Here is a 15215-nt window from a genome sequence, read left to right on the forward strand (position 1 = left end):
CAGGCTACGATGGTTTTTTCGATGAGTTATCAGGTTCTTGCACGTAAATGGCGTCCGCGCTCGTTCCGCGAAATGGTCGGCCAGACCCATGTGCTCAAGGCCTTGATCAACGCCTTGGACAATCAGCGTCTGCACCATGCATACCTGTTCACCGGTACGCGGGGCGTGGGCAAGACTACCATCGCGCGAATCATCGCCAAATGCCTGAACTGCGAAACCGGTATCACTTCGACACCCTGCGGCACCTGCTCGGTATGCCGGGAAATCGACGAAGGTCGCTTCGTCGACCTGATCGAGATCGACGCCGCCAGCCGCACCAAAGTCGAGGACACCCGCGAACTGCTCGATAATGTGCAGTACGCGCCAAGCCGTGGGCGCTTCAAGGTCTACCTGATCGACGAAGTGCACATGCTCTCCACCCACTCGTTCAACGCCCTGCTCAAGACACTGGAAGAGCCACCGCCCTACGTCAAGTTCATCCTTGCCACCACCGACCCGCAAAAACTGCCGGCCACCATCCTCTCGCGCTGCTTGCAGTTCTCGCTGAAGAACATGAGCCCGGAGCGGGTGGTAGAGCACTTAAGCCACGTGCTGCAGGCCGAAAATGTGCCATTCGAGGCTGATGCCTTGTGGCTGCTCGGGCGTGCCGCCGATGGTTCGATGCGTGACGCCATGAGCCTGACCGACCAGGCGATCGCCTTCGGCGAGGGTAAGGTGCTTGCTGCCGATGTGCGGGCCATGCTCGGCAGCCTTGACCACGGCCAGGTTTATGGCGTGCTGCAGGCGCTGCTCGAAGGCGACGCGCGTGCACTGCTCGAAGCGGTGCGCAACCTGGCCGAGCAGGGGCCGGATTGGAGTGGTGTACTGGCGGAAATGCTCAATGTGCTGCACCGAGTGGCCATCGCCCAGGCGTTGCCTGAGGCAGTGGACAACGGCCAGGGCGATCGCGAGCGTGTGCTGGCGCTGGCCGCAGCATTACCGGCGGAAGATGTGCAGTTCTATTACCAGATGGGCCTGATTGGTCGTCGCGACCTACCGCTGGCGCCCGACCCACGGGGCGGCTTCGAAATGGTCCTGCTGCGCATGTTGGCGTTTCGCCCGGCAGATACCGACGATGCGCCGAAACCGGTGCTAAAGCCAGTGGGGATCAGCCAGGCCACAGCTGATCCAGCAACCTCGGTGGCAGTGCCAGAGGTGCCTGCACAGGCGCCTGCCGTTGCAGTGGCGCAGCCTGCGCCGCAAGACGCGGCCACTGTTGTCGCGCCGGTCCCTGAGCCGTTAGCAGAACCACAACCAGAACCCGCGTCGCCTGCGCCAGAGCCTGCGCCGGTGGAAGAGGTGATCGACCTGCCTTGGGAGGAGCCCGCCGCGCCGCATGAGCCTGCGCCTGCTCCAGCCCCAGCCCCGGTTGTTGCCTCGTCAAGCGCGCCACCGGTGTACGACGAGCCGCCCTTCGACCCGTCAGCCTACGCCTCGGCCGGCATGGATCGTGACGACGAACCGCCGATGGATGAGGAATACTACGCGGGTGAAAGCGACCCAGTAGGCTTCAGCTATTTGGATGAGCTGGCCGAACACGTTCAGGAAGCTGCCCCTGTGCCAGCGCCCGAACCACTGCCGGCTGCTCAGCCTGCTACCGGTTTGGCCCTGCAATGGCTGGAATTATTCCCACAGTTGCCTGTCTCGGGTATGACAGGCAACATCGCAGCGAACTGTACCCTGATAGCCGCTGACGGTGATGATTGGTTGCTGCACCTGGACCCTGGTCAGGGCGCACTGTTCAACACCACCCAGCAACGCCGGCTGAACGAAGCGCTCAACCAGCTTCTGGGGCGCACCCTGAACCTGCGGATCGAACTGATTCGCCCAGAACAGGAAACCCCGGCCCAGGCCGCAGCACGCAAGCGCGCCGAACGCCAGCAGGGTGCCGTGCTGTCGATCGAGCAGGACCCCCTGATCCAGCAGATGATCAAGCAGTTCGGTGCCACGGTGAGGCAGGATACTATTGAACCCGTAGAGGCCCTGGCCAGCCAGGGCCAATGATCGACAACCATGCGGCCGGCCCTTTGCCTGGCTGCATCACATGACCCAATCGAGGTATACCCCATGATGAAAGGTGGCATGGCCGGCCTGATGAAGCAGGCCCAGCAGATGCAAGAAAAGATGCAAAAAATGCAGGAAGAGCTGGCCAACGCCGAAGTCACCGGCCAGTCCGGTGGCGGCCTGGTGAGCGTGGTGATGACCGGTCGTCACGACGTCAAGCGTGTCAGCATCGACCAGAGCCTTATGTCCACCGATGAGGACGACAAGGAAGTGCTGGAAGACCTGATCGCCGCTGCGCTGAACGACGCGGTGCGCAAGATCGAGCAGAACAGCCAGGACAAGATGGGCAACATGACTGCCGGCATGCAGTTGCCACCAGGCTTCAAGATGCCATTCTGATCCGGTTCTTGCTTTACAGGGGGAGTAACGGCCTGCCGGTCGTTGCTCCCTCGTTCATTTTGTTCCCAAGACTTGCAGGCCTGTCTACATGAGCTTCAGCCCCCTGATCCGCCAACTGATCGACGCCCTGCGCACGCTTCCAGGCGTTGGCCAGAAAACCGCCCAGCGCATGGCCTTGCAACTGCTCGAGCGCGACCGCAGCGGCGGCATGCGCCTGGCCCAGGCGTTGAGCCAAGCCATGGAGGGGGTTGGCCACTGCCGCCAGTGCCGCACCCTGACCGAGCAGGAATTGTGCCCGCAGTGCAGCGACCCGCGCCGCGATGACACGCAATTATGCGTAGTAGAAGGGCCGATGGATGTGTACGCGGTGGAGCAGACCGGCTATCGCGGGCGTTACTTCGTGCTCAAGGGACACCTTTCGCCACTCGACGGCTTGGGGCCGGAGGCGATTGGTGTGCCGCAGCTGATGGCGCGGATCGAAGAACAGGGCAGCTTCACCGAAGTGATCTTGGCGACCAACCCTACCGTGGAAGGTGAGGCGACTGCGCATTACATCGCTCAATTGCTGAACGAGAAAGGGCTGGTGGCCTCGCGCATCGCCCATGGCGTGCCGCTGGGTGGGGAGCTGGAGCTGGTCGACGGTGGTACCCTGGCCCACGCCTTTGCCGGGCGTAAGCCGATCTCGTTGTAAAGGCCAGGGCCGTAGGCGGCCCCGGCCAGCGCATCAGTATTCGCTCAAGGAAAATTCGGTCAGGCAGAAGGTCGGCACCCCGGCCGCCTGCAGCCTGCGCGAACCCTCAAGCTCCGGCAGGTCGATGATCGCTGCCGCTTCGAACACCTGGGCCCCGGTGCGGCGCACCAGGTTGGCCGCAGCCAGCAGCGTGCCGCCGGTGGCAATCAGGTCATCGAAGATCAGCACCGAATCACCTTCGCACAAGCTGTCGGCGTGCACTTCCAGGAAGGCTTCGCCGTATTCGGTCTGATAGCCCTCGCTCAGCACATCGGCCGGCAGCTTGCCCTGCTTGCGGAACAGGATCAGCGGCTTGTTCAGCTGGTGGGCGATGATCGAACCGATCAGAAAGCCACGGGCATCCATCGCGCCGATATGGCTGAACTCAGCCTCGACATAACGCTCGATGAATTGGTCGGCGACGAAGCGCAGCCCGCGCGGCGACTGGAACAATGGGGTGATGTCGCGGAAGATCACGCCGGGTTTGGGAAAGTCCACTACCGGGCGGATCAGGGCTTTGAGGTCGAAGGCATCGCTGTGCATTGGTGCGGGTATCCTGGGAAAACGAATGCCCAAGTATACCCGCTAAACGCCGGTATCAGGCTTCCATTGCTCCGCCCGCCAGGGCGCACAACTGGATCGGGTCGAGGATATGCACCTCCTTGCCTTCGGCTCGCAGCAAGCCGTTTTGCTGGAAGCGCGTGAACACCCGTGAGACGGTCTCCACCGCCAGGCCCAGGTAGTTGCCGATCTCGTTGCGCGACATGCTCAGGCGGAACTGGTTGGCCGAGTAGCCGCGGGCGCGGAAGCGTGCGGACAGGTTGACCAGGAAGGTGGCGATGCGCTCGTCGGCGGTCTTCTTCGACAGCAGCAACATCATTTGCTGATCGTCACGAATTTCGCGGCTCATTACCCGCATCAGCTGCCGTCGCAACTGTGGCAGCTGGACGGACAGCTCATCGAGGCGCTCGAAGGGAATTTCGCAGACCGAGGTGGTTTCCTGGGCCTGGGCCGATACCGGGTAGGCCTCGGTATCCATGCCGGACAACCCGACCAGCTCACTGGGCAGGTGGAAGCCAGTAATCTGCTCTTCACCGCTGTCGCTGAGGCTGAAAGTTTTCAGCGCCCCGGAACGTACGGCGTACACCGAGCCAAAATTGTCACCCTGACGGAACAGGAACTCACCTTTCTTCAGCGGGCGCCCGCGCTTGACGATTTCATCCAGTGCATCCATGTCTTCCAGATTGAGCGAAAGAGGCAGGCACAGGGGGGCCAGGCTGCAGTCCTTGCAATGGGCCTGGGTGTGAGCGCGCAGTTTGACTGGCTCGGACATATGAATCGATCCTTGTGGAAAAGCACACATAAGTCGTAAGGGTAACCCACGACAGCGAGTGTAGGCCAGTGTCCGCTAGGGTGGTGCGAACTGGCCAAGCCCCGGCAGGATGAATGCCGGCAGTGCTTGTGGGCCCATAGTGTGCCTGGCAGGCAGGGTTGTCCATGCGGTTGAGTGGCTCGCGTGTCAGATCACCCGCGAAAAACGCTGGCGGTTGTGCATCGCCAGGTAAGCGTCGAACACCATGCACACCGAGCGTGCCAGCAAGCGCCCGGCCGGCATGATACGGATGCCTTTGTCGTCGAGCTTGATCAACCCATCGCGCTGCATGCGCAACAATTGCGGCCAGAGGTCATTGAAATAGCCGCGAAAATCCACCGTGAAGGCTTTCTCGATTGGTTCGAAATCCAGCTCGAAATGGCAGATCAACTGTTGAATGACTGCCCGCCGCAGGCGGTCGTCATGATTGCAGACCAACCCTCGCTGAGTCGCCAGTTGCGTAGTGGACAACGCTTGCTGGTAGGTGTTGAGATCGCTGCTGTTCTGGCAGTACAGGTCACCGATCTGGCTGATCGCCGAGACGCCCAGGCCGATCAGGTCGCAGTGGCCATGGGTGGTGTAGCCCTGGAAGTTGCGCTGCAAGGTGCCTTCTTCCTGAGCCATCGCCAGCTCATCGTCTGGCAGGGCGAAATGGTCCATGCCGATGTAGTGATAGCCAGCGGCGGTGAGCTGCTCGATGGTGTTGTGCAGCATTTCCAGCTTCGCTGCCGGGGCCGGCAAGTCGTTGCTGTCGATGCGGCGCTGTGGCATGAAACGCTCGGGCAGGTGGGCGTAGTTGAACACCGAAAGGCGGTCGGGTTGCAGGCGGATCACTTCTTCGACCGTGCGGGCAAAACCGTCCACGCTCTGCTTTGGCAGGCCGTAGATCAGGTCAAGGTTGATCGAGCGAAACTGCAAAGTGCGGGCCGCCTCGATCAGGGTGCGGGTCTGCTCCAGGCTTTGCAGCCGGTTGATCGCTCGCTGCACTGCCGGGTCCAGGTCCTGCACGCCGAGGCTGACGCGGTTGAAGCCCAACTCGCGCAGCAGGCCCATGGTCGACCAGTCGGCCTCTCGGGGGTCGATCTCGATGCCATAGTCGCCGGAATCATCATCCAGCAGGTTGAAGTGCTGGCGGAGGGTAGCCATCAACTGGCGCAGTTCCACATGGCTGAGGAAAGTGGGTGTACCACCCCCGAAATGCAGTTGTTCAACCTGCTGTTTAGGGTCCAGGTGGCAGGCGATCAGCTGGATCTCCTGCTCCAGGCGTTGCAGGTACGGTGCCGCGCGCCCGCGGTCCTTGGTGATCACCTTGTTGCACGCACAGTAGTAGCAGATGTTGGCGCAGAACGGCACGTGTACATACAACGACAGCGGGCGCACGGCCCTGCGGCTCTCGCGCAGGGCATGCAGCAGGTCGAACGAGCCTACCTCGCTGTGCAGTTGCACGGCGGTTGGATAAGAGGTGTAGCGTGGGCCGGCCAGATCGTAGCGATGGATCAGGTCGGCATCCCAACGTAAGTCGGCGAGCATGTGGGCAATCCCCGGATGATGCAGCAATGTCCGGAGTCTATGGCCGTCTGTAAGAAACTGTGTTGATTTGTATCAAAGCTAGACAGCGCCGTAGAGCGGCGCGGTCAGTGGCCCATCAGCCAGTGCTGATGTGGGCCAGGCAGCGTCCACAGGCCAAACAGGATGACCAGCAGCCCGCCTGCCACCCGCACACTGCGCCGTCTCAACATCGCGTTTACCCGCTGAGCGGCAAGCCCTGTGGCCAGCAGTATGGGCCAGGTGCCCAGCCCGAATGCCAGCATCAGCGCTGCGCTGTAGCCGGCACTGCCCTGGCTGGCCGCCCACAGCAAGGTGCTGTAGACCAAACCGCATGGCAGCCAGCCCCACAGCGCCCCCAGCAGCAGCGCCTGCGGCAGGCTGGAGACTGGCATCAGACGGCAAGCTGCCGGTTGAATAACGCGCCACAGGCCCCGGCCTAGTGCTTCGATACGGGTCAAGCCATTCCACCAGCCTGCCAGGTACAGGCCCATGGCGATCAGCAGCAGTGCAGCCACTACCCGCAAGGCCATGGCGGCGGGGCTGCTGGCCACTGCCCAGCCGGCCAGCCCCAGCAGCAGGCCTGCGCAGGCATAGCTGACAACCCGCCCCAGGTTGTAGGCCACCAGCAAACGCAAACGCCGGCCACGTTGCTCGGGAGGTATGGCCAGGGTCAGCGCACCCATCAGGCCGCCGCACATGCCCAGGCAATGACCACCGCCGAGCAGGCCCAGGATCAGCGCTGAACCGAGCAGGGGAAAGAGATCAGGCACGAGGAGGGACATCCTTATCGTCAGGCCCTGGGGCCTGTTCAGGTTCAGGTTTGACGGCCGCCTGATGCCGTGGATCCTGGTCGTCGAACAGAATGCTGTGGGCAGGGCCATCGAGATCGTCGTACTGGCCGCTGTCCACCGCCCAGAAAAAAATGTACACCGCCACGCCGACCAGCAGCAGGGCGGCCGGGATCATTACGTAGAGCGCGGGCATGGCGTTTTCCTTGGGTGGGCGGTCGTGTCGCTCGCCGCTGGCCCCAGGGGCGCCGGCAGGCTAGCCAGGCGGGTCAGGCGCAGGGCGTTGAGCACCACGATCAGGGAACTGACCGACATGCCGACCGCCGCCCACACCGGGGTGATCCAGCCAAGCGCGGCGAACGGCAACATCAGGCCATTGTACAGGGTTGCCCAGAGCAGGTTCTCGAGGATGTTGCGGCGGGTGCGCCGGGCGAGGTCGAAGGCACTGACCAATGCCTGCAAGCGGTTGGACAGCAGCACGGCATCGGCGCTGGTCTTGGCAAGGTCGGTTGCGCTGCCCATGGCGATACTGATGTCGGCTGCGGCGAGTACCGGCACGTCGTTGACTCCGTCCCCCAGCATCAGGACCTTGCGCCCGGCTGCCTGCAACGCTTTCAGGCGTTCGAGTTTGTCGTCCGGGCGCAGCCCCCCAACGGCCTGGTCGATACCCAATTGCGCGGCGACCTCGGTGACCATCGGCGAGCTATCGCCGGACAGCAGGAGGGTGCGCCAACCCCGGGCCTGGCAGGCCGCGAGCAGGGCTGGGGCATCCTCGCGCAGGCGGTCGTCCAGGCCGAACCAGGCCAGTGGGCCCTGGCGGTTGCCCAGCAGCAGCCACTGGCCGCGTGGCTGCGGCACCGAGGGGATCTCGGCGCCGCTCAAGGCGCAGACGAACGTGGCTTGGCCAATGCGCAGCAGTTGATTGTCCAGCTTGCCTTCCAGCCCCAGCCCCGGAATCGTTTGAACGTCGTCTGCAGGGCTTGCAGTACGGCCAAAGGCGCGGGCGATCGGGTGTTCGGAGCGGTTTTCCAAGGCGGCAGCCAAGGCCAGGCAGCGCTCGGCAGGCAGCGCGGCCAGCGGATGAATGTGGCGTAGGGTCAGGCGGCCTTCGGTAAGTGTGCCGGTTTTATCGAAGATCACCGTGTCGATCTGGTTAAGGCCCTCCAGGACATGGCCGCGGGTCACCAGCAAGCCTAGCTTGTGCAATGTACCGGTGGCGGCGGTGAGCGCGGTGGGCGTGGCCAGAGACAGGGCGCAAGGGCAAGTCGCCACCAGCATGGCCAGGACAATCCAGAATGCCCGCGGCGGGTCCTGGAGCCACCACCACAGGCCGATGGCCACCGCCGCCAACAGCGAAAACAGCAGAAAGTACTGCGAGGCGCGGTCGGCAATTTCTGCCAAGCGTGGTTTCTCGGTTTGCGCGCGCTCCAGCAGGCGAACGATGGCTGACAGGCGTGAGTCTTGGCCCAGGGCCTCGACTTGCACGTGCAGCGTGCTCTCCACATTCAGGGTACCCCCGGTGACCCGTTCGCCAGCACGCCGGGGAAGGGGCAGGTACTCACCCGTCAGCACCGACTCATCCACGCTCGAGTGGCCTTCGACGATGCACCCGTCGGCCGGTATCACCGCGCCGGGCAGCACCTGCACGGTGTCGCCACGCTGCAGCTCGCCCAGCAGGATGCGCTCGGTGCGGCCGAATGCGTCCAGGCGCAGGCACGAGGCAGGCAGCAGGTTGACCAATTGTGCGGTGGCCGCAGCGGTGCGCTCGCGGGCGCGGCGTTCCAGGTAACGGCCGGTGAGCAGGAACAGGGCGAACATGCCGACGGTATCGAAATACAGCTCGCCATGGCCGGTCACGGCGGTCCAGATACCTGCGCCGAAGGCCAGGGCAATGGCCAGCGATACCGAGACATCCATGGTCAGGTGACGGGTGCGCAGATCCCGTGCAGCGCCCTTGAAGAACGGGGCGCAGCTGTAGAACACGATGGGGATGGTCAGGAACAAAGCGACCCAGCGCAGGATGGTATGGAGTTGCGGCGACAGGTCGATGTTAAATTCCGGCCAAGTGGCCATGGTCGCCATCATCGCTTGAAACCACAGCAGCCCGGCGACCCCCAGGCGGCGCAGCGCGCTGCGGTTTTCCCTGGCCAACTGTTCTGCCGCCTGATCGGGTTGGTACGGGTGGGCGGCGTAGCCGATCTGACGCAGTTCGGCGAGCACCTGTGACAGCGGTAGTTGCTGTTCGTCCCAGTTCACCAGCAGGCGATGGTTGGACAGGTTCAGGCGCGCTTGAGCAACGCCTGGCAGCTGACGCAGGTGTTTTTCAATCAGCCAGCCGCAGGCAGCGCACGTGATGCCTTCGACCAACAAGGTGGCCTCGGCGAGTTCGCCTGTGTGGCGCACGAAGCGCTGTTGCACATCGCTGCGGTCGTACAGGGCCAATTCGTCTTGCAGTTGCCTGGGGAGCGCTTCGGGGTTGGTACTGCTGTCACTGCGGTGTTGGTAGTAGTGCGCCAGGCCGCTGGCGACGATGGCCTGGGCCACTGCCTGGCAGCCTGGGCAGCAGAACGGACGGGGTTCGCCGAGCACCACGGCGGTGAAGCGGTTGCCGGCAGGTACGGGCAGGGCGCAGTGGTAGCAGGGGGTGGGTTGGGTCATTGCTGGTGCTCGGCACCTTGCAAGGCTTCGTCACCCAGCTGCAAGGTCACGCCATGCTCGACCTTTTCTTCTTCGAACAGTCGCCATACCTGGCCATCCTGGTTGCCCAGCAGCTCTACGAAACGACGGCCCTCGACCTGATCCTGAAGCTGCCCGACATAGCGCCCGGCCTCGACCCGGCTGAGCAGTACCTTGCGGTCCTTGTCTGGCTGGGTGGGTGAAATCAGGTTCAGCTCCAGGCCCTGGGGGTCACTATCCCCGTTCAGGCGCACAGCCACCTCGCCGGTCAGCTCATCCAGGTGCACGCTAGCTTTGAGCTTGAGGGTCTGTGCCAGCAGTTCCCGGTCCAGTGAACGGTTGATGCCTTTGCCCGCCTCGTAGTAGTTGTCGTTGACCAGGTTGTCGGGGTTATGCACAGCGATGCTGACCATGGTCAGGCTCAAGCATACCGAGGTGGTCAGGATGCCGATGATGATCCAGGGCCAGAGGTGCTTGTACCAGGGGCTGGCGGCGGTGGCGGCAGGCATTGTGAGTGTTCTCTCTGTCAGCGGATCTGTGGGCCGATGAAGCGGCTCTTGGCTTCAACCGTAGCGGTGCCGTCATCGGCGCTCTTGAGGATGAAGGTGATTTCGTTGGTGGTCGAGGGCAGCTTTTCGGGGGCGATCGATAGCTGCACGGGCAGGCTGACGATGTCGCCTGCGGCAACGCGAATTTCCTGCTGGCCTTCCAGGCGCAGGTCAGGCAGGCCGGTGGCGTCCAGCACGTAGACGTGGTCGCGCTGATCCTTGTTCATGACCTTGAGGCTGTATACGTTCTCGATGCGGCCTTGGGCATTTTCGCGATAAAGCACGCGGTCCTTGCTGACATCCAGGCCCACCAGCGGGCGGGTGGCGAAGGCAGTGGCCAAAGCAATGATCATGACCAGCAACACCACGGCATAGCCGATCAGTCGAGGCCGCAGCATGTGGGTCTGTTGCCCGGAAAGGTTGTGCTCGGTGGTGTAACTGATAAGCCCTTTGGGATAATTCATCTTTTCCATCACATTGTCGCAGGCGTCGATGCACGCCGCGCAGCCGATGCATTCGATCTGCAGGCCGTCGCGGATGTCGATGCCAGTGGGGCAGACCTGTACGCACAAGGTGCAGTCGATGCAATCGCCAAGGCCTTTGGCTTTGTAATCACTGTCCTTCTTGCGCGGGCCGCGTACTTCGCCGCGGCGCGGGTCGTACGAAACGATCAGGGTGTCCTTGTCGAACATCACGCTCTGAAAGCGCGCATAAGGGCACATGTGAACGCACACCTGCTCGCGCAGCCAGCCAGCGTTGCCGTAGGTGGCAAGGGTGAAGAAGCCGACCCAGAAGTAGGCCCAGCCATCGGCATCGCCTGTGAAGAACTCGATCAGCAGTTCACGGATCGGCGAGAAGTAGCCAACGAACGTGATGCCCGTGACGAAGCCGATCAGCAGCCATAGGCTGTGCTTGGCGAACTTGCGCAGAAACTTGTTGCCGCTCATGGGGGAGCGATCGAGCTTGATGCGCTGGTTGCGGTCGCCTTCGGTGACTTTTTCGCACCACATGAAGATCCACGTCCACACGCTTTGCGGGCAGGTGTAGCCACACCACACTCGGCCTGCGAATACGGTGATGAAGAACAGGCCGAAGGCGGCGACGATCAGAATGCCTGACAGCAGGATGAAGTCCTGGGGCCAGATGGTGGCGCCGAAGATATAGAACTTGCGCTCAGGCAGGTTCCACCACACCGCCTGGTGGCCGCCCCAGTTCAGCCAGACAGTGCCGAAGTACAGCAGAAACAGCACAGCCCCACCGACCATTCGCAATCTGCGGAATAGCCCGGTGAAAGCGCGGGTGTAGATTTTCTCGCGGGATGCGTAGAGGTCGACGGAATCCTTCCCTTTGCTGGCAGGCGGGGTGACGTCATGTACCGGAATTTGCTTGCTCATCATCAAGTCCCACGGCAGTGGAGAAAAGCCGCGGCCAGTGCGTGCCGGCCGCAGTCTCGCGCATGCTGCGTTGCGCTGCGAACCATGATACGCCGCTGATAGCGGTATGGGTTCGCGCTGCGACCTTTAGCCGCGTTGGGTTGGGGGCATGAATCGTGTTATGGGAACTGTCAATTGATCCAGGTCATCGGCTTGCAAAATATGCGCTGCCAATAACGGCCCCCTCGCAGGTTCACCTGCGAAGGGGCCAGGCCCTGACTATTGAGCCTGAGCCGGTTCCGGCTGATGCGACAGGCTGTAAACATAAGCCGCCAGCAAGTGCACCTTGTCGTTACCCTGCAGTTGTTCCTGGGCTGGCATCTGCCCTTGGCGGCCGTACCGAATGGTCTGCTGCAGTTGAGCAAAGCTCGAACCGTAGATGAATGCCTGGGGGTGGGTCAGGTTGGGCGCGCCCATGGCGGGCGTGCCTTTGCCTTCCGGCCCGTGGCAAGCCACGCAGTTGGTGGCAAAGATCTTCTGCCCGTTTTCGACATCGGCCTTGACGCCTTCGGGCAGCGTGCGGCCATCGAGCTTGCTGACCACGAACGCCGCCACATCAGCCACCCCTTGGTCACCGATGACCTGGCCCCAAGCCGGCATCACGCCGTGACGACCGCCCATGATGGTGGCCTTGATGGTTTCAGGCTCGCCACCCCAACGCCAGTCGTTGTCGGTGAGGTTAGGGAAGCCGAAGGCGCCCTTGGCGTCGGAGCCGTGGCACACCGAGCAGTTGGAGGCGAACAGGCGTGCGCCCATTTTCAATGCTTGCGGGTCCTTGGCCACCTCCTCGATGGGCATGGCGGCGTACTTGGCGAAGATTGGCCCGAAGCGCGCGTTGGCCTTGGCCATTTCCTTTTCCCACTCATGCACGCCGGTCCAGCCGGCCTGGCCGTTGGAGAACTCGGTCTGCTTGTCGTTATCCAGGTACGAGTAGCCCGGCAGAATGCCTTTCCAATTGCCCAGGCCGGGGTACAGCACCAGGTAGCCCAAGGCAAAGATGATGGTGCCGACGAACAGCCAGAACCACCACTTGGGCAGTGGGTTGTCATACTCCTCGATACCGTCGAAGGCATGCCCGACGGTTTCGTCGGTGACCTCTTCACGCTGGCCCTTGCGGGTCGACAGCAACAGCCAGGTCAGGGCGAAGATGGTGCCCAGGGTCAGGACGGTAACGTACAGACTCCAGAAGGTTGTCATTGTTGTTTGCTCCCAGAAGCTTTCACTTGCTCGACGTGCTTGCTGGCCTCGGGATCATCCGCGAAGGGCAGTTGGGTCGCTTCGTCGAAATCCTTCTTGCGCCGTGGGCTGAATACCCACAACGCCAGGCCCACGAAGGCCACCATCACCACGACGGTACCCAGGCCACGAATCATCCCGATGTCCATTGAGCCTCACCGTTTGCTTTTGATGATGGTGCCAAGGCCCTGCAGGTACGCCACCAGAGCGTCCATTTCGGTCTTGCCTTTGACCGCGTCGCGGGCGCCGGCGATGTCGGCGTCGCTGTACGGGGTGCCGAGGGTGCGCAGCACTTCCAGCTTTTTCGCGGTGTCCTTGCCGTCGAGCTTGTTCTCTACCAACCATGGATAGGCAGGCATCTTCGATTCCGGCACCACGTTGCGCGGGTTGTACAGGTGCGCACGGTGCCAGTCGTCGGAGTAGCGGCCGCCGACGCGGGCAAGGTCCGGCCCGGTGCGCTTGGAGCCCCACAGGAACGGGTGGTCCCAAACGCTTTCACCGGCAACCGAATAGTGGCCATAGCGCTCGGTTTCGGCGCGGAACGGGCGGATCATTTGCGAATGGCAGCCGACACAGCCTTCACGGATGTAGATATCGCGGCCTTCAACTTCCAGGGCGGTGCGCGGCTTCATGCCTTCGACCGGTTTGTTGGTTACGTCCTGGAAAAACAGTGGGACGATTTGGGTCAGGCCACCGACGCTCACGGCGATGACCATGAAGAAGGCCAGCAGGCCTATGTTCTTCTCGACGGCTTCATGCTTCATCAGTGCGCTCCCACGACGACGATCTTGGCGGCTTCCTCAGCCTGCACCGGGTTGGCGGCCCGAACGGTACGCAGCACGTTGTAGGCCATCAGCAGCATGCCGCTGGCGAAGAACGCGCCGCCCAAGGCGCGGACGATATAGCCAGGGTGGCTGGCCTGCAGCGCTTCGACGAAGGAGTAGGTGAGCGTGCCGTCATCGTTGATGGCGCGCCACATCAGGCCTTGGGTGATACCGTTGACCCACATCGAGGCGATGTACAGCACGGTGCCGATGGTCGCCAGCCAGAAATGTGCGTTGATCAGGCCGATGCTGTGCATCTGCTCGCGGCCGTAGAGTTTCGGGATCATGTGGTAAACCGCACCGATCGAGATCATCGCTACCCAGCCCAGCGCGCCAGCATGCACATGGCCGATAGTCCAGTCGGTGTAGTGCGACAGCGAGTTCACGGTTTTGATGGCCATCATCGGGCCTTCGAAGGTGGACATCCCGTAGAACGCCAGCGATACCACCAAAAAGCGCAGGATCGGGTCGGTGCGCAATTTGTGCCAGGCGCCGGAGAGCGTCATCATGCCGTTGATCATGCCGCCCCAGCTTGGCGCCAGAAGAATGATCGACATCACCATGCCCAGCGACTGCGCCCAATCCGGCAGGGCGGTGTAGTGCAAGTGGTGTGGGCCGGCCCAGATGTACAGGGTGATCAGCGCCCAGAAGTGAACGATCGACAGACGATAGGAATAGATTGGCCGCTCGGCCTGCTTGGGCACGAAGTAGTACATCATCCCCAGGAAACCCGTGGTGAGGAAGAAGCCTACCGCGTTATGGCCGTACCACCATTGAATCATCGCATCGGTGGCGCCTGCATAGGCCGAGTACGACTTGAACAGGCTGACCGGCAGCGAGATGTGGTTGACGATATGCAGCATCGCGGTGACCACGATGAAGGCGCCGTAGAACCAGTTGCCGACATAAATGTGCTTGGTCTTGCGCTTGACGATGGTGCCGAAGAACACCAGCCCGTAGGTGACCCAGACAATGGCCAGCAGTATTGCCAGCGGCCATTCGAGCTCGGCGTATTCCTTGGTCGTGGTCAGGCCCATCGGCAAAGTGATCAGCGCACCGACGATTACCGCCTGCCAACCCCAGAAGGTGAAGGCGGCCATGCCGTCGGAGATCAGCCGGGTCTGGCAGGTACGCTGCACCACATAATAGCTGGTGCCAAACAGCGCACAGCCACCGAAGGCAAAAATGACCAGGTTGGTGTGCAGTGGGCGCAGGCGGCCGAAGCTGGTCCAGGGCAGATCCAGGTTCAATTGCGGCCACACCAGCTGCGAGGCGATGAAGACGCCCAGGCCCATGCCAAGGATCCCCCAGACCACCGTCATGATGGCGAACTGGCGGACGACCTTATAGTTGTAAGCAGTCGGACTGATTGCTGTGCTCATGCTAAGGTTCCACGGTTTTGGTGTTCTTGTTGGTCGAAAATCGGCGCCGGTCGCGTTGACCACTGGGGTTACGGCAACGCAAGGCTGTAGGCGCCGACCCGTGTCCGGGCCCTTTCGTCGATGTCCCACGTGAAAGGGTCGGGACAATTGTACACAAATAAATATTTGTAATGTGTACCGTTTTTCAAATTTTTCTGATCGATCGGTCAGGCTTTTTTTGCGGTGGCGTCGGGCTG

General features: G+C 62.2%; 15 protein-coding genes. 3 read left to right on the forward strand and 12 right to left on the reverse strand.

Going from position 1 to position 15215, the window contains the following annotated elements:
• Positions 1-21 precede the first annotated feature (21 nt).
• From dnaX to recR, 3 genes are all read left to right on the forward strand, one after another.
• Positions 22-2043: a DNA polymerase III subunit gamma/tau gene (gene dnaX, locus ACK59H_RS14660; protein ID WP_060479548.1), complete on the forward strand. Its 2022-nt coding sequence runs from the start codon at positions 22-24 to the stop codon at positions 2041-2043.
• A 63-nt stretch (positions 2044-2106) separates the two neighbouring features.
• Entirely contained in the window at positions 2107-2442 is a 336-nt protein-coding gene (locus ACK59H_RS14665; RefSeq protein WP_027921266.1) for a YbaB/EbfC family nucleoid-associated protein, read from the forward strand.
• 88 nt (positions 2443-2530) lie between these two features.
• On the forward strand, positions 2531-3133 hold the full coding sequence (recR, locus tag ACK59H_RS14670) for a recombination mediator RecR (protein ID WP_060479549.1): 603 nt from the start codon (positions 2531-2533) through the stop codon (positions 3131-3133).
• Between the two features lie 33 nt (positions 3134-3166).
• On the opposite strand, the gene ACK59H_RS14675 is transcribed toward recR, so the two are convergent.
• The 12 genes from ACK59H_RS14675 to ccoN form a co-directional block, all read right to left on the reverse strand.
• Complete coding sequence (locus ACK59H_RS14675) at positions 3167-3715, reverse strand: adenine phosphoribosyltransferase (RefSeq protein WP_060479550.1); 549 nt, start codon at positions 3713-3715, stop codon at positions 3167-3169.
• Between the two features lie 55 nt (positions 3716-3770).
• Entirely contained in the window at positions 3771-4505 is a 735-nt protein-coding gene (gene fnrA / locus ACK59H_RS14680) for a Crp/Fnr family transcriptional regulator FnrA (protein WP_186478452.1), read from the reverse strand.
• Between the two features lie 186 nt (positions 4506-4691).
• Complete coding sequence (gene hemN / locus ACK59H_RS14685) at positions 4692-6074, reverse strand: oxygen-independent coproporphyrinogen III oxidase (protein WP_060479552.1); 1383 nt, start codon at positions 6072-6074, stop codon at positions 4692-4694.
• Positions 6075-6178: 104 nt separating this feature from the next.
• Entirely contained in the window at positions 6179-6862 is a 684-nt protein-coding gene (locus tag ACK59H_RS14690) for a sulfite exporter TauE/SafE family protein (protein WP_060479553.1), read from the reverse strand.
• Entirely contained in the window at positions 6855-7076 is a 222-nt protein-coding gene (gene ccoS / locus ACK59H_RS14695) for a cbb3-type cytochrome oxidase assembly protein CcoS (protein ID WP_060479554.1), read from the reverse strand. Before ccoS ends, ACK59H_RS14690 begins: the two co-directional genes overlap by 8 nt.
• A complete protein-coding gene (locus tag ACK59H_RS14700) occupies positions 7058-9538 on the reverse strand; it encodes a heavy metal translocating P-type ATPase (protein ID WP_409264584.1) in 2481 nt (826 codons plus the stop codon). The genes ccoS and ACK59H_RS14700 overlap by 19 nt, the downstream gene beginning before the upstream one ends.
• A complete protein-coding gene (locus ACK59H_RS14705; protein WP_060479556.1) occupies positions 9535-10065 on the reverse strand; it encodes a FixH family protein in 531 nt (176 codons plus the stop codon). The genes ACK59H_RS14700 and ACK59H_RS14705 overlap by 4 nt, the downstream gene beginning before the upstream one ends.
• A gap of 17 nt (positions 10066-10082) precedes the next feature.
• The gene (gene ccoG / locus ACK59H_RS14710; RefSeq protein ID WP_060479557.1) at positions 10083-11498 is read right to left on the reverse strand and encodes a cytochrome c oxidase accessory protein CcoG; all 1416 of its coding nucleotides are present in this window, start codon (positions 11496-11498) and stop codon (positions 10083-10085) included.
• Positions 11499-11756: 258 nt separating this feature from the next.
• Positions 11757-12734, reverse strand: a complete 978-nt coding sequence (gene ccoP / locus ACK59H_RS14715) for a cytochrome-c oxidase, cbb3-type subunit III (RefSeq protein WP_060479558.1) — start codon at positions 12732-12734, stop codon at positions 11757-11759.
• Entirely contained in the window at positions 12731-12922 is a 192-nt protein-coding gene (locus ACK59H_RS14720; RefSeq protein ID WP_186478448.1) for a cbb3-type cytochrome c oxidase subunit 3, read from the reverse strand. The genes ccoP and ACK59H_RS14720 overlap by 4 nt, the downstream gene beginning before the upstream one ends.
• A 6-nt stretch (positions 12923-12928) precedes the next feature.
• Entirely contained in the window at positions 12929-13537 is a 609-nt protein-coding gene (gene ccoO, locus ACK59H_RS14725; RefSeq protein ID WP_054884105.1) for a cytochrome-c oxidase, cbb3-type subunit II, read from the reverse strand.
• Complete coding sequence (ccoN, locus tag ACK59H_RS14730) at positions 13537-14979, reverse strand: cytochrome-c oxidase, cbb3-type subunit I (protein WP_060479560.1); 1443 nt, start codon at positions 14977-14979, stop codon at positions 13537-13539. The genes ccoO and ccoN overlap by 1 nt, the downstream gene beginning before the upstream one ends.
• Positions 14980-15215 lie beyond the last annotated feature (236 nt).

It is taken from the genome of Pseudomonas sp. KCJK9000 (genome assembly GCF_046230725.1).
In the GTDB taxonomy this organism is placed as follows: domain Bacteria; phylum Pseudomonadota; class Gammaproteobacteria; order Pseudomonadales; family Pseudomonadaceae; genus Aquipseudomonas; species Aquipseudomonas promysalinigenes.

What these genes read in the sequence shown, in the direction of transcription:
- ccoS (WP_060479554.1), bottom strand. Translation starts at nt 7,076, where the DNA reads ATGCCCGCGCTCTACGTAATGATCCCGGCCGCCCTGCTGCTGGTCGGC.
- hemN (WP_060479552.1), bottom strand. Translation starts at nt 6,074, where the DNA reads ATGCTCGCCGACTTACGTTGGGATGCCGACCTGATCCATCGCTACGAT.
- ccoP (WP_060479558.1), bottom strand. Translation starts at nt 12,734, where the DNA reads ATGACAACCTTCTGGAGTCTGTACGTTACCGTCCTGACCCTGGGCACC.
- recR (WP_060479549.1), top strand. Translation starts at nt 2,531, where the DNA reads ATGAGCTTCAGCCCCCTGATCCGCCAACTGATCGACGCCCTGCGCACG.
- ACK59H_RS14665 (WP_027921266.1), top strand. Translation starts at nt 2,107, where the DNA reads ATGATGAAAGGTGGCATGGCCGGCCTGATGAAGCAGGCCCAGCAGATG.
- fnrA (WP_186478452.1), bottom strand. Translation starts at nt 4,505, where the DNA reads ATGTCCGAGCCAGTCAAACTGCGCGCTCACACCCAGGCCCATTGCAAG.
- ccoN (WP_060479560.1), bottom strand. Translation starts at nt 14,979, where the DNA reads ATGAGCACAGCAATCAGTCCGACTGCTTACAACTATAAGGTCGTCCGC.
- ccoO (WP_054884105.1), bottom strand. Translation starts at nt 13,537, where the DNA reads ATGAAGCATGAAGCCGTCGAGAAGAACATAGGCCTGCTGGCCTTCTTC.
- dnaX (WP_060479548.1), top strand. Translation starts at nt 22, where the DNA reads ATGAGTTATCAGGTTCTTGCACGTAAATGGCGTCCGCGCTCGTTCCGC.
- ACK59H_RS14705 (WP_060479556.1), bottom strand. Translation starts at nt 10,065, where the DNA reads ATGCCTGCCGCCACCGCCGCCAGCCCCTGGTACAAGCACCTCTGGCCC.
- ACK59H_RS14700 (WP_409264584.1), bottom strand. Translation starts at nt 9,538, where the DNA reads ATGACCCAACCCACCCCCTGCTACCACTGCGCCCTGCCCGTACCTGCC.
- ACK59H_RS14720 (WP_186478448.1), bottom strand. Translation starts at nt 12,922, where the DNA reads ATGGACATCGGGATGATTCGTGGCCTGGGTACCGTCGTGGTGATGGTG.
- ACK59H_RS14675 (WP_060479550.1), bottom strand. Translation starts at nt 3,715, where the DNA reads ATGCACAGCGATGCCTTCGACCTCAAAGCCCTGATCCGCCCGGTAGTG.
- ccoG (WP_060479557.1), bottom strand. Translation starts at nt 11,498, where the DNA reads ATGAGCAAGCAAATTCCGGTACATGACGTCACCCCGCCTGCCAGCAAA.